The sequence below is a fragment of the Flavobacterium cheongpyeongense genome, assembly GCF_003202435.1.
Taxonomy (GTDB): domain Bacteria; phylum Bacteroidota; class Bacteroidia; order Flavobacteriales; family Flavobacteriaceae; genus Flavobacterium; species Flavobacterium cheongpyeongense.
Genome location: NZ_QJHK01000001.1, coordinates 474,563 through 496,493, shown reverse-complemented (window position 1 = coordinate 496,493; position 21,931 = coordinate 474,563). Strand labels below are relative to the sequence as shown.

General features: G+C 32.8%; 12 protein-coding genes. 6 read left to right on the top strand and 6 right to left on the bottom strand.

Translation table 11 applies throughout. The features are described from left to right. Window positions 1–462: 462 nt before the first annotated feature. The 4 genes from DMB65_RS02080 to DMB65_RS02065 all read left to right on the top strand — a co-directional run bounded on the left by DMB65_RS02080 (window position 463) and on the right by DMB65_RS02065 (window position 5,503). Complete coding sequence (locus DMB65_RS02080; RefSeq protein ID WP_110305002.1) at window positions 463–933, top strand: T9SS type A sorting domain-containing protein; 471 nt, start codon at window positions 463–465, stop codon at window positions 931–933. Beyond that, window positions 930–1,559, top strand: coding sequence for a hypothetical protein (locus DMB65_RS02075; protein ID WP_110305001.1), 630 nt, complete (start codon window positions 930–932; stop codon window positions 1,557–1,559). Before DMB65_RS02080 ends, DMB65_RS02075 begins: the two co-directional genes overlap by 4 nt. Before the next feature lie 115 nt (window positions 1,560–1,674). Next, window positions 1,675–4,524 carry an OmpA family protein gene (locus DMB65_RS02070; RefSeq protein ID WP_110305000.1) on the top strand — a complete coding sequence of 950 codons (2,850 nt, stop codon included), beginning with the start codon at window positions 1,675–1,677 and terminating at the stop codon, window positions 4,522–4,524. Window positions 4,525–4,585: 61 nt separating this feature from the next. Further along, window positions 4,586–5,503, top strand: coding sequence for a M28 family peptidase (locus DMB65_RS02065; RefSeq protein ID WP_110304999.1), 918 nt, complete (start codon window positions 4,586–4,588; stop codon window positions 5,501–5,503). A 373-nt stretch (window positions 5,504–5,876) separates the two neighbouring features. On the opposite strand, the gene DMB65_RS02060 is transcribed toward DMB65_RS02065, so the two are convergent. The 6 genes from DMB65_RS02060 to DMB65_RS02035 all read right to left on the bottom strand — a co-directional run bounded on the left by DMB65_RS02060 (window position 5,877) and on the right by DMB65_RS02035 (window position 19,816). Beyond that, window positions 5,877–7,694 carry an alkaline phosphatase gene (locus DMB65_RS02060; protein ID WP_110304998.1) on the bottom strand — a complete coding sequence of 606 codons (1,818 nt, stop codon included), beginning with the start codon at window positions 7,692–7,694 and terminating at the stop codon, window positions 5,877–5,879. Between the two features lie 253 nt (window positions 7,695–7,947). Continuing rightward, window positions 7,948–8,919 (bottom strand): purple acid phosphatase family protein, encoded by a 972-nt coding sequence (locus DMB65_RS02055; RefSeq protein ID WP_110304997.1) that lies wholly within the window; start codon window positions 8,917–8,919, stop codon window positions 7,948–7,950. A gap of 71 nt (window positions 8,920–8,990) precedes the next feature. Further along, window positions 8,991–10,733 (bottom strand): RagB/SusD family nutrient uptake outer membrane protein, encoded by a 1,743-nt coding sequence (locus tag DMB65_RS02050; RefSeq protein ID WP_110304996.1) that lies wholly within the window; start codon window positions 10,731–10,733, stop codon window positions 8,991–8,993. Between the two features lie 16 nt (window positions 10,734–10,749). Then, complete coding sequence (locus DMB65_RS02045) at window positions 10,750–13,719, bottom strand: SusC/RagA family TonB-linked outer membrane protein (protein ID WP_110304995.1); 2,970 nt, start codon at window positions 13,717–13,719, stop codon at window positions 10,750–10,752. A 176-nt stretch (window positions 13,720–13,895) separates the two neighbouring features. Further along, the gene (locus DMB65_RS02040; protein ID WP_110304994.1) at window positions 13,896–17,585 is read right to left on the bottom strand and encodes a two-component regulator propeller domain-containing protein; all 3,690 of its coding nucleotides are present in this window, start codon (window positions 17,583–17,585) and stop codon (window positions 13,896–13,898) included. A 1,211-nt stretch (window positions 17,586–18,796) separates the two neighbouring features. Then, window positions 18,797–19,816: a hypothetical protein gene (locus DMB65_RS02035; RefSeq protein ID WP_110304993.1), complete on the bottom strand. Its 1,020-nt coding sequence runs from the start codon at window positions 19,814–19,816 to the stop codon at window positions 18,797–18,799. A 226-nt stretch (window positions 19,817–20,042) separates the two neighbouring features. Between DMB65_RS02035 and DMB65_RS02030 the strand changes: the two genes are divergently transcribed. Then, the gene (locus DMB65_RS02030; protein ID WP_110304992.1) at window positions 20,043–21,116 is read left to right on the top strand and encodes a sensor histidine kinase; all 1,074 of its coding nucleotides are present in this window, start codon (window positions 20,043–20,045) and stop codon (window positions 21,114–21,116) included. After that, window positions 21,113–21,838, top strand: coding sequence for a LytR/AlgR family response regulator transcription factor (locus DMB65_RS02025; RefSeq protein WP_110304991.1), 726 nt, complete (start codon window positions 21,113–21,115; stop codon window positions 21,836–21,838). The genes DMB65_RS02030 and DMB65_RS02025 overlap by 4 nt, the downstream gene beginning before the upstream one ends. Window positions 21,839–21,931 lie beyond the last annotated feature (93 nt).

Genomic DNA, 21,931 nt, shown 5'->3' with positions numbered 1-21,931 from the left:
TTTTTCTTCTATGGGCTGTTCGTGAATATTAAAAAAAAATAGGGCTTAGAAGACAGCGATTTTAACAATATTGTTTTTATTTTAAATCAATCCGAAAAAATTGTTATTTTATATCATGTTTTAGGGGGAGACTCTCGCAGAATTTACAATAATAGCTGCTCAGCTTATTTTCAACAAAAAAGCTTCTACGTTTTTATTATAGAATAGTCCTATATACTGAGAATAAATGAATCACCTTACTAAACTTTATCATCACGATATTATTGATGATTTCTCTATTTATTCTTCTTCATTCAGGATTTGAAAAAAGAACTGAATTTAAAAACTCTAAATCAAGAAACAATATACATTCGCTAAATTATAATGACTCCACGTAAAGAATCCTAGAAAAAAAACTAAAAAACATGCTACTTATCCTGTTATTGTGTTAATTTTTTTTTTAATTTTATTAAAAAAAAAATTATGAAGTATTTATTCCTCATTTCATGGGTTCCGTTTTATGGACAAGTTTTGCATCATCAGATGCTTTCTTCTCAAGGAACAACTAAAAAAATAGCTGATGGTTATATAATTAGCCAGACTATTGGTCAGCAGAGTGTTATTGGTAATTCAAATAAAGATCCAGTTGTCACTCAAGGTTTTCAACAAAGTTTATGGAGTAGCTATATTGCTACCAATCAGAAAACTGAAATAACAGTTTTGACTTACCCGAATCCTTTTAGCGACCTAATTAATTTTGAATTTTCGGAACCCACTAACGAAGAAATATCCATTTATATTTTTGATGTTTCTGGTCGATTGATTCATAAACAAAAAGAAATGCTTAAGAATTCGGTTTTGACAATTCAGTTGTCCAAGTTACCACAATCTGAGTACCTGGTCAAAATCCACTCAATTTCAACGACTTACTACACTAAAATTATTAAAAAATGATAAAAAACTACTCTTTACTTATCTTATTACTGGTATCTATAAATCTTTTTTCTCAGGAAATTTATTTTAATACAGGTAAAAACTATACAAATTATAGGTATAAAAATGCCGACGGCCAGCAGAGCAACGACCTACAGATCGGAACAGGAAACTTTTATGAAGTAGGTTTTACAAAACCTTTAGGTATAAAAAAAGTTTCGTATGAATTTGGACTTTCATTTAATGAATATAATGCAATTGGCAGTAGTTCTGATAATTCATATCGTTGGGACACCCAGTATTTAGGCATTCATGGAGGCTTATCCTATTCTCTGTTAACGAACAAAAACAAGCCTAAAAAAGATTTCGATATTTTACTTGGAGCGGGTTTGAATGCTTCTACCATAGTTTATGGCAAACAGGAACTCAACGGAATTTATTATGACCTGATGAATCAAAAAGAATTTTCAGGAATACTATTACAACCCTCTGTAGGATTAGTTGCCAAGTATGCCTTCTCTTCTGTTGGATCACTGAGTCTTGGCTATAATTTTTGCCAAAGTATAAATATTACGAATAATAGCGACGAGAAATTAACATTCCGCACCAATCAGATAAAGTTAGGATTCAATTTTAACATTGATTAAGTTCATTTTGAATTGATTTATTGATATGGTTTAAAATAAAATTTCACAAAATTAAAGACTAAAAATAGTTAGTTGCCTTAGGGTGTAATAACTAACGAATAAATTTCTAAAGTATATGAAAAAAATAATTTTACTATTTATATTTTTTATAGCAGCTACAACTTTTGCTCAGACAAATGGGATAAGCTATCAGGCTATAATCTTAAATCCTAAAGGAGAACAGTTGCCGGGTGTGAACAATCCAAATAGCCCTGTTGTCAATAAAGATATATGTATGGTATTCAAATTTATTGATGAATTTTCAAATGTAGAATATCAGGAAACAGTACAAACCAAAACAGATGGCTTTGGTATGGTTAATTTAGTGATCGGTAAAGGAACGCAAACAGCAGGATATGCTTCTTCTTTTGAGTCAATTGTTTGGAATTCTTCGAAGAAAAGTTTGATTGTTGGAATTAACACCAGTGGAAATTGTACAACTTATACCGAGATTAGTAATCAAGAGTTTAGTTATACTCCATTTGCTTTTTCCGCAATCAATGCTGAAAACGTTACAGGTGTTGTTGCCATAGAAAACGGAGGTACTAATGCTACTACTCTTTTAGGAGCTAAGACAAATTTAGGTATACAGAATGTAGATAATACAACAGATTTAAATAAACCAATTAGTGTTGCAACACAAACGGCATTAAATTTAAAAGAAGATGTAGCTAATAAATCTACTGACCTAAACCTAGATGGCACTTCTGATACTAAATATCCAAGTGTAAAAGCGGTTAAAACTTATGTTGATGCTGCTACTTCATTACCTTCAAACGCTTTGAACAATGAAATAACAAGAGCAACTAATGCTGAAAACACAATTGCCACCAATTTAGCTACTGAAGTAACCAACAGAACGGCTGCCGACCTACTAAAAGAAAATGTGGCTAATAAAAGCACAAATGTTGCCACTGATGGAACTTCGGACACTAAATACCCAAGCGTAAAAGCGGTTAAAACCTATGTAGATGCAAGTGCTACATCTGCATCTACCGCTTTGGCAAATGAAGTAACAAGAGCAACCAATGCTGAAAATACAATTGCTGGCAATTTAACAACTGAAACTACTACCAGAACAGCTGCTGATGCAACTTTGACAACCAATTTAGCTACTGAAGTAACTAACAGAACAGCCGCCGACTTACTCAAAGAAGATGTGGCTAATAAAAGTACTGATGTGACTACTGATGGAAGTTCAAATATTAAATACCCTACAGTAAAAGCCGTTAAGGATTATGTAGATGCTAGTAGTGCTTCACCATCAGGTGCTGCAGGGGGTAGCTTGTTTGGAACTTATCCTAATCCAACCATTGCTTCTGGAGCAATAGGCACTACCGAAATAGCAGATGCAGCAGTTACTACAGCCAAAATTTCGGCTACCGGTACTGCCAATAATACTACTTTTTTAAGAGGAGATGGTCAGTGGGTAGCTCCATCAGGAGGTATTACTGGTTCAGGTAATGCAAATTACCATGTAAAATGGACAGCTGCTGGGTCATTAGTAAATTCAATGATACAAGACAATGGGACTTCAGTAAGTGTTAATTACCCTGTTCAAGCAAATTCTCAATTATTTGTGTACCGTCAACAACAAACAGCAAATGGAGATGGTCAGTCAACTATATATGGATATCGTGATCGTAATAGTCAAAACGTAGGAGCTAGCTATGGGCAAAATGGTAGTAATACAGGGCTTACAGGTATGTCTTTTTGGGGTGACGATTACTCTTTTGGTGTAGGGGGATGGAATTATAATGACTTTTCTCGTACAGGAGGAGTAGTTGGTGGAGAGATTTATGGTAATTATTGGGGGTCTTTAGGATATAAGGCAGCGAGTACTATTACTTATGGAGTATATGGTTCAAATGCTTATGGTTCTGGAACTGGTTTTTTTGCAAATAGTGAAATTTCAGGCTTTGGAGGAGGTTTCTTTGGTGTTATTGGTTCTGCATCTAAAGGAAGTGTGATAGGTCAATTAAATTCAGGAGAATTATTTTCGTCTTACAATTCCGGAAATGTTTATACTTTAGGTAAAAATGTAGAGCTAGTAGAAACTTCTAATAATGTTAAAACTCCTGTTTATTCCGTTACTAGTACAGAGTCCACTATTTATGCTAAAGGAAGTGCCGAATTAGTAAATGGATCAGCATATATTGCATTTAAAGATTCGTACAAAGCATTATTAGGAGAAAATCCAGAAGTTACCGTTACACCGAAAGGAAACTGCAATGGAGTATATATTTCTGCAATAGATAAAAACGGATTTACTATTAAAGAAATGAACAATGGAACGAGTACAGTTGCTGTATCCTGGATTTCTGTTGGAAATAGAGTTGATAATCGTTTGGACAAAGCAACTGAAATGGTTTCTGATCCTAATTTTGATAGAAATATACAACAAGTTTTATTCAATGATTCTAACTTAGATGGTAAAGGTATGGGCATCTGGTGGGATGGTAATAAAATTCAATTTGGTAATATGCCAGAAAGTTTAACAAAAGTAAACAGACCAAAAGAAGATTATAATTCTAACCAAAAGCCAACAGAAACCTACAAAACAGAGAAGAAAGAAGCAATCAAAAGAATTTCTGAATTTTCTAAAGCTATTTTGTTCGATACAGGAAAATCTACTATTACTTCAGAATCCTATACAATCCTGAATAATATCATAAATGTTTTAAATCAATACAGTTCTGATAATTTCATAATTGAAGGAAACACGGATAATACCGGAGAATCTAATGACAATATGAAACTTTCAAAAGATCGATCAGAAGCCGTAATGAATTATTTTATCGAAAAAGGTATCGGCAAAGACCGATTGAAATCAGTAGGTTATGGAGATACAAAACCTGTTGCAACAAATGATAACGAAGAAGGTAGAAAGATTAACAGACGAGTTGAGATTAATCTGGTAAAATAATTACATAACATTTTATATCTTTAAAGGGTTCTTTTAAAAAGAACCCTTTTTTATTTTTCAAATGAATTTATTTCGAATATTTCTAGTTTTATCTACAACCTTCTCTTTTGGACAAAAAAAGGTTGAATCTTCTATTAAGACTTTATTTAAAGAAGTCGTATACACTTTGGCAGACGATAGTTTAAAAGGTCGTTACACAGGCACATTAGAGGAAAAAAAATCATTAAACTACATAGAATTAAAAATGAAAAGTTTATCGAATAAAATTAAATTCGAACGACAAACTTTTGATATTAAACTAAAAGACACGACAATAATTTCAAACAATGGTTTTGTTTTTGTAAATAATCATTCAAGTAAAACTATCGTAATAAGCTCTCATTATGACCATATTGGTTTAGGAGGAGTACTATCTACTAAATTCATATCCAATCAAATTCATAATGGAGCCGATGATAATGCCTCTGGAGTTGCGATGACTATTGGTTTAGCTAGTGAATTAATTAAACTTAAGAAACCAAACGTAAATTATTTATTTGTATTTTATTCAGGTCATGAAATAGGATTATATGGATCAGATGCTTTTGGTTACTTCGTAAAAAAGAACACTGAGCATTTCAAAAATATAGCATGTGTCATTAATTTTGATATGATAGGACGATTAGATCCTGATCTAAAAATTTTAAAATGTATGCATTCAAAATCAGCAGATATAATTTTGAATACTGTACAAATTGAAGATTTTGGTTTGAAATTAAATTTTGGAAAGGAAGAGCAATTAAAAAAATTGGACACATTTTTTTTTTACAACCAAGGAGTTCCTTGTCTTAATTTTACAACAGGCATTCATTTGGACTATCATACTCCGACTGATGATGCAATTTATATTAATTTTGACGGTATGGTTCAAATTAAAAAATATCTCTTACAAATTATTGATTATTATAATTATGATTTACTGAAAACACCAAAGAGGTAATATTTCTTTTCTCAGATTGTATAAATTTGATAGTTATCAAATAATCCTCAATAAAATGGTCAGATACTTTTTATCTAATTTAAATATTCTGATTCATTCATTTAATGATTATGAATGTTGAGTATCATTTTCATGCTTAGATATATTGCCAGTCTTTTTATTGTAGAAAATTCCTAATTGAAATTATTTTAGATCTAGGTGGCTCTTTTTAGAAAGAAAATCATTTATTATAAAACATTTGAATTACTACCTATACAGTTTTTTATCTAACCGATGATAATTCAAACCAAAAGAATCTTTGATCAATCTAAAAAAGCTACTTTTCAATATTATACTTGAAAAGTAGCTTTTGATTCTTCAAATCATGACAGTTTTAAAAAAGCAGATCCATTATTTTGGTATAAATTTCTGTATTTTGATATACCCCTGAAAAAACATGAGCTCCTGAACCATAAGCAAAAACCGGAACAGATATGGCTGTATGATCATTTGTACTAAAACTTCCCTGAACATATCCTTTAGTTATACTGCCGTCGATTAATGATAATCCGCCCGTTTCATGATCAGCTGTTACAATTAAAAGAGTTTCAGGATTTTTATCTACAAATTCCATTGCCTGCCCCACCAATTTATCAAAATCTAGCATTTCGCGAACCACATATTCTAAATCATTTTTATGTCCGCCGTAATCAATCTGTGCCCCCTCGGCCATAATAAAAAATGGATTTTTTGTTTTAGAAAAAACTGTCGTTGCTTTCTCTAACGATTTGGTTAAAAAATCTCCTCTTCCATCTTTTATCGAAACTACTGCCGCATCGTCCAAAAGGATTATTTTATTGTTTTTAATGGTATCCAGACTACTGAATTTCTCCGAAAAAGAATATCCTTTTTCAATCAGTAATTTAGACAAATCTTTTCCGTCTTTTCGGGCTTTAAATTCTTTTATCCCACCTCCGATTAAGATATCAGAGGGATTGCTCAAAAAGTCATAAGCGATTGGCTCGCTGTAAGTTCTTTCAGGCTGATGTGCATAAAAAGCTGCCGGAGTGGCATCTGTAATATTTCCTGCAGAGATAATAGCTGTTTTAAAATTTTTCTTTGCCAGTTGTTGTGTAATTAATTCTAAGGGGGTTCCGTTTTCATCAACACTGATAAATCGGTTATTGGTTTTATTTCCCGTTGCCATTGCTGTTGCTCCTGCTGCCGAATCAGTGATATAACTATCCGATGATTTAGTGATAGAAAGTCCTTGCGTTGGGATATTGAAGACACTCAATTCTCCTTTGTTGGCTGTGTAACCGGCGTATATTTGAGCTAATCCCATTCCGTCACCAATAAGGAGAATTACATTTTTTGGTTTCTTCTTAGCGAAAGCTTGTTTGTTTTTAGGGACATATGCGGTATGGAATTCTGTGTTTTGATAAAATGTTGTTTTGAGATTATGAATAAATTGTGCTAATGCTGCAACATTATCCGTACCAATAAAATCAACTTTTAAATTCATCAAAGTCATCCATGTATTGACATTGTCCTGCGTAGACCAGAATCTGATTTTTTTATGCAGATCGCGCACCTTTTTAATTGCAGTTTGTATTTTTTGTAAGTCGGCTTGTGTCAAAACACCTTTACCATTCCATGCCGTAAGTTTTTTTAAATCCTCACTGATCATTTCAACGCGGGTCAATTCTTCAGACGAATAATTTTCGTTCAGTCTTCCGTCAAAATAAATAAACTCCGGATATGCTATCCACTGCAACGGCAATGGTCTATTTCCTGAAATAACAATTTTTATACTTTTATTGGAGATAATTTCCGGGAATGTTCTTAGCTCCTGTACGATTGCTTTTAGAGTAGCATCGGCATCAGATTTAATATCTATCATCAAAATCAAAGACTTATCATCAGGATAAACTTTACCAGACTGGTTTTTCAGTTTTAAAGAAAGTGGCTCAAGATATAAACTTTTTAGTGTGTTGTGCTGCTTAACTTCTTTTGCGGTATGAGCGACAAACAGTTCATTATTAATTAGAAAAACATCTGCTTCGATAACACCAGCCTCATTAGAATAGGCTCCGAAAAAAGGCAGTGAGCCTACATAATCATTGTGTGAATGAATATTAGAAGAATTGTATTCCTGTGCTTGAGTAAACAGGAAAAATTGGAGACAAAAAAGGGTTATTATTTTTTTCATTGAAAAATAGAAATTTGTTCATTTGCAAAGCCGTAGGTAACTTTCCTTCGGATTTTATTTTATTACTTGTCTATATAATGTTTCATTCATCTTTTTATAACAGCAGGTCTGAGAAACCTGCAGTGTAAAAAAACTAAACAAAACAACATGAAACTCACTATTAATTGATTTGACTTCGACCTGCTTTTTATATGTTACCAAATAAAAAATGAGTTTGAGTCAATAAAGTGAAACCGATTTTATTGGATGCAGTTTATTTTTTTATTTCGGTATTGTAGATCACTTCACCTTTTTCATTAATAGCCTGTACATACAAAGTGTCGGCCAGAACTGAAAATACCATAAAACCATATTCTGAAATAGCCAGTTTACTGAAAGGTAAACGATCTATTGGCGTGATTTCAGAAGCTGATCCTGAAACAAAATAACTAGTCTTACCTTCTGGCAGTAAATGCTGTAAGTCATGATCATGTCCGGCGATGTAGGCATCTACTTCGTATTTATCAAAAAGTGATTTTAATGATTTCCGTACTGCTTTAGTATCATAACTTTCCCTTCTTTTCAAAGTTGCCGTAAACAATGGGTGGTGTCCCACAACTAGTTTCCACTTCACACTTTTAGGTGCGTTTGTCAAGGTTTTAACAAGCCATTTTTTTTGTGCTGTGGTATCCTGTGAAATAACATTTTTACCGTAAACATCATTTTTATAAAATTCCGGAATTAAGGGATTGGTATCTATAAAAGCGATTAGTACCTGCTGGTTAGGATCTCCATTTATATTAAAGGTCTTGCTGTAATATCGGGCAGGCATATTCCAGCGGCGGCTTATTTTTGAATACGCAACCTGAGCATCGGGATTTCCAGCATAATCATGGTTACCTAATACCGGATACCAGTTCCAGTGCAGAGAAAAATCAGTATAAATATCCTCAAAAGAATATTTCCATTGTGGGTCAGATTCGCTTGCTACCCCTATCGGATAAAAGTTATCACCAGTAGAAATGATGAAATCACGATTAATTTCTTTAGCAGTAATACCCATTTGCCTGGCGACAGGAATTTGGTGGTCTTCACCAAATCTGCCCCAATCCCCCATCACGATAAAATTTAGCGCATCCGGGTATTTTTTGATACTGGTATCTTTTGTTTGAGCCGAAGCAAAATTTAAAGAGAGCATGCAAATAAAGCCTATTAATCTATTTTTTTGTAATACTGGTGTTTTCATTTTTTAATAATTAAAATTTGAAGGCTGCTTTAGAAAACTAGCAGCCTTCAAAATATAGAATCTAATTGGAATTAATATCCCTTATTTTGTACTAAATACCCAGGAACATTAGATGCACCATCAATTGCAACCTGAGGTATCGGGAAAAGTCTATGATTTACATTGCCATCCGTTTTTTCTGTCCAGCTATCTTCATAATGTCCAAAACGAATCTGAGTTGTTCTTCTTAAACCTTCCCAGTAAAACTCAAAACCGTATTCTCTGTATAAAATATCCAGGTTGATTGCCGGAAGCGCTGCAGGAATTGGTGCACGGGCAGTTCTTGAAGTTCTTACTGTATTCATATCAGCCAAAGCACCTGCATTATCTCCTTTTCTTAATTTAGCCTCAGCGCGCATCATAAAAATTTCAGCATATCTAAGCAGCACCATATCTACACTGCTGAAAGTATTTCCATCAGGAGAAGTATGACTGAATTGGTATTTAGACACTCTATATCCAGCAGCATGTGCACTACCTTCTTTAGTAAAATCAACTTTCAGGGTAAGATTCACATAGCCTACATTTTTGTCAGGTCCATTTCCTTTTATCTGTTTAACAGGATAAATTCTGTAACCAGCGTCGCATTTAAAAAAAGCTCCATTAGCATCTTTTCTTGGAGACCAAGGAATACCTCTCAGGATTCCTCTGTCAATTTCAAAGTCTTCTGCTTTTACACAATAGTAATGATCCTGATCGTTTAATGGTGTAAACCCGGTAAGATCTTTTAAATTTGCAGGAACCTTAGCGTTATCTTTATAAAATCTTGAATCAGCATCGGCAGGATCGACATTACCATAAGCATTTACCCATGTTTGATAAAAATCTGATGTTATAGCCGGTCCATCTGTTCCGTCTACATCTATTGATTCAGGTCTTGGAAACATAGATCCTGGTATTGACCAATATGCCCAACGATTGTGCTCATCTTTTAAAACACCACGCTGATCTATTGCAAAAATTAATTCTTTATTTGAATTATTAGCATCATCAAACAAATCAAAATATTCAGGAGACAAGCTGAATTTACCTGAGTTTATAATGTTATCTGTATATTTAATAACCTTATCCATATCAGCTGCAGCAAATGTAGGGGTACCGTAAGGATCACGGTAAACAGGAGCATTTAAATATAATCTGGAAAGAAGTCCCCAAACTGCAGCCTGAGTCATTCTGCCTGGTCCTTTATCATTATTAATAACATCAGCAACAGACAATAACTCACTTTCTATATAAGAAACTGCATCTTGCCCTCTAAGTATTTCTGAAGTACTGGCTGATGACTCTTTTTTAAATACAAGTCCCCAACTGTCTAATGTCTGCATATTTAAATAAGCTCTTAAAGCTTTCATCTCGTAAAGCGCTCCTTGCGCTTCTGTATTTCCTCCTTCTGCAAGAGGAGTCAATACTTCAATAGCAGATAAAGTTCTAGAGATATTTTTAGTAAGAGCATTCCAGGTACTTGCAACCAAGTCATTAGTTGCTGTCGTTGTATGCGCATGTACTGCTAAATATTTGCCTCCATCATACCAGTCTGTTCCTCCTCTATAAGGTAAAATACCTTCGTCACTGGCAATTAACTGCAAACCAAAATTGTTTGTGTGATACCATGTTGATTTTAATTGTCCATAAGCGGGAGCGATTGCACCGCTAATTGCTTCTGCCTGCCCGGCACCATTTAAGGATTCATCAAGCACTTTTTCTTCTAAGTCCGTACAGCTCCAGGTAAATAATAAACCAAATACAAGAGTTGCTACTATTATTTTATTTTTCATGTTTTGTTATTTTTGATTAAAATGCCGCGTTTAAGCCAAATGAAATGGTTCTGCTTTTTGGGTAACTGAAGTAATCGATTCCAAAAGACTGAATTTCGCCTACCGAAGTTCCTGTATTAATTTCAGGATCATAACCACTGTATTTTGTGATTAGAAATAAGTTTTGTCCTGTTACAGAAAAACGTATGTTATCCAATACATTATCAAGTCCAATTAATTTGGGACTCAAATTATAGCCTAGTGTTGCATTATTTAATCTTAAGAAACTGCCGTCTTCTAAATATCTGGTAGAAACGGTATTAGAATTAGTAGTTGCTTCATTTAAATATTGTGAAGCTCTGTCTGTAGTGTTAAAAGAATTGGCAAGCTGGCCTCTGTTGAATGAAGTCATGGCAACGTGATTGTAAATTTTATTGCCGCCAGTACCATTAAAATTCAATCCTAAATCAAAACTCTTATATTTAAAATTCAAATAAAAGGCATATATATAATCTGGTAATGCACTTCCTGCCACAATACGGTCATCGTCCTTAATCGTACCATCAGGGTTTGTATCTGCAAATTGGTTCAAACCATCGGTACCAATTCCTGTAAAGTCAAGCATATAAAAAGAACCTAGAGGATGTCCGTTTAACACCCCGTTTATGGTTGCCCCTGTTTGTCCACTTCCTTGCGCTGCTCCTGTTGTCAATATTTTATAAGGAGAATTTTCTACTTTATTTTCGGTAAATGATATATTTCCGCCAATGCTATAAGAGAAATCTTTGCTTTTGTCACTGCTGTAATCTAACGCAACTTCAATACCATTGTTTTTGATCTTCATATTCGGAATGTTTGTCCAATACTTTGGTGCAGGCTGAATAGGGTCTACAGGTGCTACTTCTAATATAATATTATCCGAAATTTTGTTAAAATAATCAACAGTACCTGATAACCTATTATTGAATAAACTAAAGTCTAATCCTATATTGGTTTGTGTTGAAACCTCCCACTGAAGATTTGGATTCGCTAAACGAGTATAGATTGAACCATAAGGATAATCACTTACACTTGTTGTAGATGCATCTAATGGATAAGTATCATATCCACTGTTACTTTCTGTATAACTTGTTTTGGTTTGTTTAGAAGGAACCTCCTGAACACCAGTCTGTCCCCAGCTCGCTCTTAGTTTAAGATTGTTAACTATTTCAGAGTCTTTTAAAAAATCTTCTTTCGTTATATTCCAACCCAATGCTACAGATGGAAAGTATCCATATTTGTTGTTTGATCCAAATTTAGTAGACCCATCGGCACGCATGGTTGCGGTAAGCAGATATTTGTTTTCATAGCCATAATTTACTCTTCCGAAGAAAGACTGAAGCTCATTTTCTGTAGCGGATGAAGACTTGGTTGTAAGCTCAGTTGCAGCTTCGATTTGATTTTTGGGTTCAACACCATTATTCGGAAATCCCTTAAAGTTATAATTTTTTTCATTTACCTGGACTTTCTGGTAAGAATGGCCTGCTAAAACTGTAAAAACATGAGCTTTAACATTAAAATTATAGGTTAATGTATTTTCGTATAAAATATTATTATTAGTGGTCATAATAGTATTCAAAGTACTAATAGTTGTATTAGTAGCTGAAGTATATGGCAAAACCTGAATGTCTCTTTCAGTCATAGAATAATCAACTCCAAGATTAAATTTATACGTTAATCCTTTTATGAATTCGTAAGAGGGTGCAATGTTAGCCAAAATACGATTGTTGTTCGTTTCATCAGAGTAAATTCTCTCACTGATTAAAGGATTCAAAACATCATTACTTAAATTAACATTTGGTTGTCCATCAATAGAAATCGCATCCGTAGGATTCATGGTCAGCATATTGCCTACTATAGTTCTGGTATCTGGTCGCAAATTTTCAAGTTTCGTGGCTGTCATATTAAAAGCAACATTAAACTTATCGTTTAGTGCCTTTTGATTTAAGTTCAAACGTCCCGAGTAGCGTTTTAAATCACTTTTTCTATAAATACCCTCTTGATTATCTATACCAACTGATGCTGCATACGTTGACTTATCTGTTCCTCCGCTCATCGATAAATTTACGTTTTGAGAAACCCCGGTTCTTGTTAGTTCATCCTGCCAGTCTGTATTTGCTCCGCCGTCTTTCAGGCTTCCGTTTACAGCAGCAACCTGTTTTCTAAATTCATCAGCACTAAATACATCCACTTTATTGGCCAATGTTGAAAACCCGGTAGTCATAGAAAGGTTTATTTTTGTCTGCCCTTTAGATCCTTTTTTGGTTGTAATAACAATAACTCCATTACCACCTCGCGCGCCGTAAATAGCAGCAGCAGACGCATCTTTAAGCACATCAATACTTTCAATATCCTGTGGATTGATAAAATTTAACGGATTTGAAGCAACACCATTATTGCTATTGTCTAAAGCAAATCCATCAACTACATAAAGTGGTGTTGTTCCTGAACGCAAACTTCCCACTCCACGAATAATAATATCTTGCGAAGCACCTGGTTCTCCACTTGCAGCTGTTACGTTAACCCCCGCAACTTTACCTTGAATGAGCTGTCCGGCATTGGCCACCACTCCTTTGTTAAATTCTTCGCTTTTTACAGAAGAGATCGCTCCGGTTACATCAGATCTTTTTTGAGAACCATACCCAACAACTACTACTTCGTTTAAGGTACTAACCTCCTCTGTTAAAGAAACGGTCAATTTTTGAGTACCCGAATAAGAAACTTCTTTTGTCTTAAATCCTACATAAGAAAAAACCAAAATACCTTCGTTTTGTTGTACTTTAATTTTAAAATTTCCGTCAAAATCGGTTGTAACAGCTCCTTTTGGTTCTCCCTTAATATAAACAGAGACTCCTGGTACGGGTGTTTTTTCAAGATCAGAAAATACATCTCCTGATACCGTTCCCTGCGCATAGGAATAAGACATACATCCTAAGGCAAGTATTAACAATGCATAAATTTTTTTCATTTAAATACTATTTTATGTTTTGCCAAAAGTATTTTAAGCGACGTGCTAAATGGGGTAATTTTGCTTCAGAAAGGAGGACTTTAGATTCGAATTAGGATAAAATTAACGACAAAAAAGGGGTGTTTTGTTCACTAACATTGAACTAACTTTGCGTAAACACAGAGCTAACAGAATTTTTAAGCAAATGCTTTATATTCTTTAGGGCTTTTTCCGAAATATTTTTTGAAAGAACGCCCAAAATACTTTGGATCATTATAACCACACTCAAAACTGATCTCAGAAATATTTAATTTTTTGGTTTTTAATAGTATTTCTGCCTTTTGTAATCGAAAAGAGGTAATCACATCAGAGGGAGATTGATTTAATGCGTCTTTAAATATGCGGTAGCATTTGACTCTCGAAATTCCCAAATGTTCAACTAGTGTTTCTACATTAAAAGAAGGATCCTGCAATTCTCTTTTTATTATTTCTAAAGCTTTTTTTACCAGCTTATCATTGTTCGTTGTTAGCGGATCATCTTCTGTTAAAATTTCAAATATTCTTTGCTGCATTTTATTTTCCTGCTGTGCCTCTTTGTTTTTATCAATTAAAGAAGTGATCTTTTTGATTATAAATGAGGAGCTGGCAGGTAACTGAATGAGCGTATCGATGCCCAGCTCTAATAATTGTTCATGCAATTCATAATTAATATCTTCCGATATATAAATCATTGGCATTTTAAGACCTGAAATCTTTTTATTGGATTCTAAAAAATGAACCAGTTCTTTTGAAAATGTTGCCTGATAAAATACCAAAGCAGAAAAACTTATCTGTTTTACGGCGGAGTTTAAATTTGCTACTGAATTCTCAAAAAGCAAGTGATAATGACTATTCTCCAAAACCTGATTTGCTGCCGTGTAATCGGATTGGTCACTAAAAATTAAAAACAATTCTTTATCTGCAGAAAGCTCATCTTGTTCGTTAAAATGTTTCCAGGAAATTGTTTCTTTCATTTTTAAATCTTCGTCTGCTAGTTCTAAAGGAATCTGTAAAGTGCTTGAAAATTTCTCCTCTGAGTTATCGAAAAATTCCCCATTCAAATCTTCCAGTAACACCTGTAATGCTTTAAAGTAAGGGCTGTAATGCCGAATATTGTACCAATTATTTCTTAAGATTATACTATCAGAAACTAAAATGACTTTTAAAAAGTTATTCTCATACCCAATTTCAATATTTAAGCTACTCTCTGTTTCAGAATATTTACTGATATCATTGAAAAAATACTGCAATAATAACTTTATCCGTATTACGTCAATGGAAATAAGAATAGGCGAATTGTCTATTTCACAATTTAAATTAACCCGATTGCGCCGTAACTCTTTTTTTAATTTTTCAATACTGCTTTTTAAAATAGGAAACAAATTAACTGCTGATTTCTTAATGGGATCAATATCTTTAACATAACTTAAATAATTCCATTCCGAAATAAGATTGGCAAGTTTACCCGATTGCAAAACTAAATCCCGTTGTACTTCGTTGTCGTTTTTATATGCACTTGCCATTTTGATTATTCTGGCTATTGGTTCCTGAAACTCTGCCAGCATAAAGGTTTTAAATTTTTCAATTTCAAAATTTTCGTTTTTAAGAGTACTGTGGAGTTTTAAAAGTTTTTCTTTCTGTTCTGAAATTTTTTTGTTCTTCTCATCCAGTTTTTCATTAATGAGCTGTAAATCTTTTTTCTGATTTTCAATAATCCCAGTCCGTGCTTGTATTTTTGACACCAGATACTTTTGTTGTGCTACAGCAGCTTTATTTTTAAAATAAATCAGCAACATCGAGCTAATTAGTATACAACACGATAATAAAATATAAAACAGGATTGTCTCATAAAATGCTTTACTGATCTGAAGGGTAAAAAACACCGGTTTAGTAATTCCATTTTTACCTTGCTTAATCAAAAATTCATAATTCCCAGAGGATAAATTAGCGTATTGTATCTTTTGGGTATTTTGCAATAAAATCCAGTTTTTATCCCTTCCTTCTAATTTATAGTAAATTGCAGCTTTGTTTTCTTTTGGAAAAACAATAGGAATTATTTCAATTTCTAATTCATTATTACTAAAATCCTTTTCTATTACAGACAAATAGTTTTCATTACCATCAACAGTCAATTTGATTTTTTCTTTAGAATCAGAGCATTGGATGCTCTTAGGATTGAAATAATTAAGTCCATTTACACCCCCAAAATACAAAAGTCCTTTAGTATCCTGATAATACGCTCCTTCTGAAAATTCGGGTGCCTGCCAGCCATAATTGGGATTATAAAAAGTGACTTTAAAATCATTTTTAGTAATCGATGCTATTCCTTTAGTGGTACTAATCCAGATTTTATCACCTTTATCGATAAGACCATAGACCATGTGGCTCGGAAGGCCATTAGCCTCTGTTATATTTTTAATCAGCCCTTTTTTTTTATTAAAAATACTCACTCCTCCTAAAGTAGCAATCCAATAATTATCGGTGGCTTTGTCAATCAGTACAGAATAAACACTATTCCCTAAGATACCCTGTTCTTTTGAAATTTTGTCAATTTTGTTAGCATCTAAATTAAACACGATAACACCCTTATCTTCAGTCGCTAATATTAAATTCTGCTTGTTTTTTTTGACACATCTCACATGATATTCATTTAACGTTTTTTGCCCTTTAAAAAACTCGAATTTTTCAGTTAACAAATTAAATTTGGCTACACCTCCCCAACACCCTATCCAAAGGTTTTTATCATCATCTTCATAAATAGAATAAGACCGGTTATTGGGCAACTCTTTGATTTTACCAGCCTCATAACAAGTGTATTTTGTTCCGGAAATACGCACAATTCCTTTATACGTTCCTACCCAGATTGTTCCATCACTGGCCGTAAATAAACTCCTGATTCTTTCCCAATCCGGATTTAAAGCCGCTTCCTTAATTTTATATTTTTCGTAAGAATGCGTTTTTTCATTATAATGATAGAGGCCATTTGTGTAATAACCCAACCAGTTTTTTTCATTTGCATCTTTCGTAATTGCCCTAATAGTTTCTGTTGGTAAATTAGGATATTTGACAGGATGGGGTACTATTGAGTGTATAGCTTCTGAACCAGGATAAGCCATACTCAAACCGCCATCTTTTTGGCCCAGCCAAATGTTACCAAAAGCATCTTCGTGTAACGTTTCTATTTCATCACTTTTAAAGGAATAAGGTAAATATAAATCAGAGGTATAATGTTGAATACTTTTATTTGCATCATTAGCAATGACATAGAGCCCGTTTTTTCGGGTAGCAAACCAAATATTTCCTTTTTTATCTTTTAAAACATCATTGATAATAAGTTCAGGATACTTTTTTAACAAGATGCTTTTTAGATTGCTATCTGTTTTTTTAATGGAATTATTGTCTATGGCAACAAAAGCTCCTTCTTTAAATTCATAATAAGCGGAATTTGTTTGTACTACGATATTTCCTTTTTGAGAAAGTTGAAAGTTTTTTGGGATACCTTTGAAACTAAATTTTACAAATTCACCATTTCCAATATATTTGTTTACATCACCCTCTTTGGTAATAAGCCAGATAGAGCCGGCATTATCTTTAGTTAATTTCATGATGTAGTCACTTGCAATTGTTGTAGGATCTTTAAAATTGTGCTTAAAAATTTTAAAATTATAGCCATCGTAGTAATTCAAACCATCCCAAGTAGCAATCCAAAGCCCTCCGTCTTTGTCATTTTCAATATCAATTACCGAATTATTTGATAATCCCTGATTGGTGGTGAAATTTTCGAATTTTATTTGTTGTCCAAACGACTGCAATGTAATAAACCATACTACAAATAACCTTGTAACCATTTTTTTTGTTTTAACCCACAAGGGTACAATGACAAGTTTACTTGAACATAAATTTTATGTTAAGTTTAAAGAATAGGTGGAATGTTTATTGCAAAATGATTTTTAAAATTAATAAGATCAAAGAGTTTGGTAAAATTGATTGCTATTAGTAATGCTCCGTTTAAAAGGTTTTGTGCATCGCAAGACAGTTTGGTTTAATTATCCTGAAATTAATATCAAAATTGAAGCATCGTAGTAACTACTGATGCTAGAGATGAGACACTTTATAACATGCAATATAAGAGCATTCATATAACGGTTCTTAATACTATAAACATCCAAGTAACTATTCTAATATATTTCTGATACTATTTTATTTTATATCTGCAAATCATACTTATCAAATTTAAAAACCTAAATCCATTATAATATTCTCATATTTCCTATTTCTAACTTTACGACAGCATATTATAGTAGTTTTTTCTGACTTATATACAGTGGGATTTTTAACTTTCGTCTGCTCTTTCTATACTAAAACTCAAAAAACACTAACGAAACATTTTTATTATCAAAAAAGAAATTAGATTTAAAATTCACTTCTTCTATTTAATTGATGTTCTTGTTCTGTAAATGCTTCATTATCAGAAATCACGTATTAAGTAAATCAAATACCTTAAAGAAAAGAATTTTTATAAGTATGGTGTTCCCTAACAATTTATACTATCAGGAAGATATCTATCGAAGACCAATAATGACGAAATTTTTCAGTCATAACTCATTGATGATAAAAGAAAAAGGGATGATTCATGAATCATCCCTTCCAGTGGAGTGGATGGGGCTACAATCGAACACTTTATTCCCATTTTAACGTTTCTTGATAGCTTGTAATTATGATTAACATGTTAAATTTATCACTTAAAAAAGTAAAACTGTTTAAGAAATAGTAATTTTTATATATTCATTTTACCAAGAAGAAATCATAATACTCTTCTCAAAAACAAACTGTTTGAAAGCTTAAAACATTTATCTAAAATCTTTTGAACTGGCAGAGATTTAAAAAGAAAAGCATTGGATTTCTTAAGCTTATGAAATAAAATTTTACCTCAATAAAAACTATAGAACCCTTATATTTATATTTCTCTCAGCACTGTTGAGAGTTTTAGAGAACTTAATTACCATCTTCCTTGTTCTAAATTAAATTTAGATTTTTTTATACCGGTACACCAATAATTTTACTTTTTCTTACCTAAAACCGTAAAAGGATTAAATGATATACCTACATTAAAATAGAATGAGGCTTCGGGTTTGGTTTCATATACAGCATCATTGAACGAATCTTCTTTTCTGAATAATTTTCCGGATGGTGTGAATTTCATTCCAGTTTTACCTGTGAATACAAAATCACCGATAGCATGCTCGTATATTAGACCAGAATTTATATCTAACTGTCTGTACTCATATCTTTGAGATGTACCGTCTATATTATAAAGATAAAATGAAGTTCTGTCCAGTTCTGTTCCTAAAGATACTCTTCCAGCATTGAAAACGTATTTTCGAAGATAAATACTTTTTGGAAGAGTAATATCTGCAATCAATCCATTGTTAAATTTGTGCTCGTATGTAAAGATAGGAATTATCGGAGTCTGGGCACTTGGATCTATATTAACCAATAAACCAAGAGTCATTTTTGTTTTTTGATTGGCTTTCAAAACCATTACTCCAGTAAATAAACCTTTGACTCTTTCAAAATGCTGATCACTACCATCAACAATTATACTTGAAGAATAAATTGTTCTCTTTTTAAATAATGTTGAGAAGTATGAAAAGTTTACTGATGAGGACAGGTAGTGAAATTGATTATCGATTGTCTTGCGCTCTTCTGTAAAAGGATCCGTCATATCTGCTTCAGCACTGGTGTATCTATAGCTTAAAGTTGTTCCTAACAACCATGTTTTTCTTTTTATAAAATTAAAATTAGCACTAATTTTAACCTGTGAAAAATCGTTAACCCTTCCTTCAGGCAATGATGTGTTTGCTCTTTCAGAAGTAAAATTATATGGAGATGAATGTGTGAACTCAATGTTTAATGGTCGAACAATCGCAAATTTATCAGCCGCGTAAGCTAATGCTCGTTTAGGAACATTAATACTATCCTTTTTATTTTTTACGATGGTATCAGTTGTTTGAGAAAAACCTTTAACTGAGGAGAATACGATGCAAAGAATTAATGCTGCTTTTTTTATCATTTCCATATAAATTATATTTTAAATTTTAATCGCTGATGTATGAATCAATTACTGGACAAAGGAAATAATAATATAAAGCTCAATTTTCATTTTTATACAAACCCTGTTACATTTTATACTAAAGCTTATGTGAGTAAGATTTGGTATATGAGAAACAGCATTTTGTATAAATTTCTAATTTCAAGGGATATATCACTTTATCTTTGTTTAAAGTTCAAATTTTAACTACGCTATGAAATACGATAAAGTTGAGACTCAGAACACAAAAATTATAAGGTTTATAGTTGATAAAGAATATAGACTGCTACGCCATGCCATACTGTTTTTAAGTCTGCTGATTATTATTTTCTTTTCTGACTGGCTGTCACAGTACTCAGGTGCATACATGTACTACAGAATGTTATGTGTATTTAGCGCTCTAATAACTATGTTCTATGTAAACATGTATGTCCTGGTTCCGCGCTTTTTTTTTAAGGGTCAATATATTTTTTACATAGTATTGCTCTTTCTTCTTGTAATGATTGGTACTATAGTAATGTCAACTCTATTAAATTTATATTTAGATCCCGCTAATCAGCATAATAAAGAAAACTACAAGGCATCGTTTGAAGGTCTAGTGATATTACCTCCTTTTATATTAGTAACCACAATGATAAAGTTATTTCAAAGATGGATCAGAGATAATGAAAGCATAGCTGAATTAAAAAATATTACATTAACAATGGAACTTAATGAACTGCGAAATCAGATTAATCCCCATTTTTTGTTTAATATGCTTAATGGCATCAAGGCACTTGTACGGACTGATCAGGAGAAAGCTGCTACAGTCATAATGCGATTGTCGGAGTTTTTGCGTTACCAACTCTATGAAAACAATGAAGAAACGACATTGCTCAAATCAGAAATTGATTTTTTAACGAACTTTCTTGAATTAGAAAAAATAAGAAGAGACAATCTATTAATAGCCATTACAAGCAATATAAAATCTCAAATAACAAATAATGTATTTCTGCCTCCAAACCTATTTACAATTTTTGTAGAAAATGCTGTAAAGCATAGTGTAAATATTAGTGGATATGAATCTTACATTCGCATTAATATAGAGGTAAAAGATGATGCTCTTTATTTTGAATGTGTAAACTCAAAAGACCAGGATTATGAGCCTCTTTTATCAGATAAAAAAAGTGGCGGATTAGGGCTTGTAAATATAAAACGCCGGCTTGAACTTTTGTATGGAGAAAACCATACTCTTGATATAGAATCAACAAAATTTGAATATAGTGTTAAACTAACGATACCTTTATGAACTGTATAATAGTAGATGATGAGCCATTGGCTCGAATAGAAATGGAGGCACTGATTAAGGAAGTGTCAGACATTACAATACTGGATAAGTTTGCGAACGCTCCGAGTGCTCTCAAGTTCCTGGAAGACAACGAGGTAGATTTAATTTTTTTGGATATTGAAATGCCAATGGTATCAGGATTGGAATTTGCCGCGCAATTGCCAAAAAACACCTTAATAATTTTTACCACGGCTTATCCTCAATATGCATTAAAAAGCTATGAGCTGGACGCTATTGACTACCTGTTGAAGCCTATTGAAAAATCTCGTCTGGAAAAGGCAATTGACAAAGCAAAGTTGTATGGAAAACTGCTTTCAGAAGAAACAGAGAAGAATATAATAGAAAGCAATACGGCGGATTTTTTAATTATCAAGTCAGATCGCAGATTTCATAAGATCAACTTTGTTGACATCAAGTATATTGAGGGACTGAAAGACTACGTGATAATATTTACCGGCAACCAGAAACTGATTACCGCAATGAACCTAAAGACTATTCACCAGAAAATCCCGGAGCACATTTTTCTGAGAGTGAGTAAATCTTACGTAGTCAATATTAATTGTATAAATTCATTTGACCACCATACTATTTATGTTGGTGAAAATGAAATTCCTTTGGGTGATGTATATAAAAAAGACTTTTTTAAATTGTATTTAGGAGAGCATCTCAACTCAGAGGAATAAATAAGAGTATAGAAAATAGGATACATTTAAGAAAAAAGTGTTTTTTTCTAAATCAGTACACTTTTTGCTGACGATTTACAACTTTTTTTATTG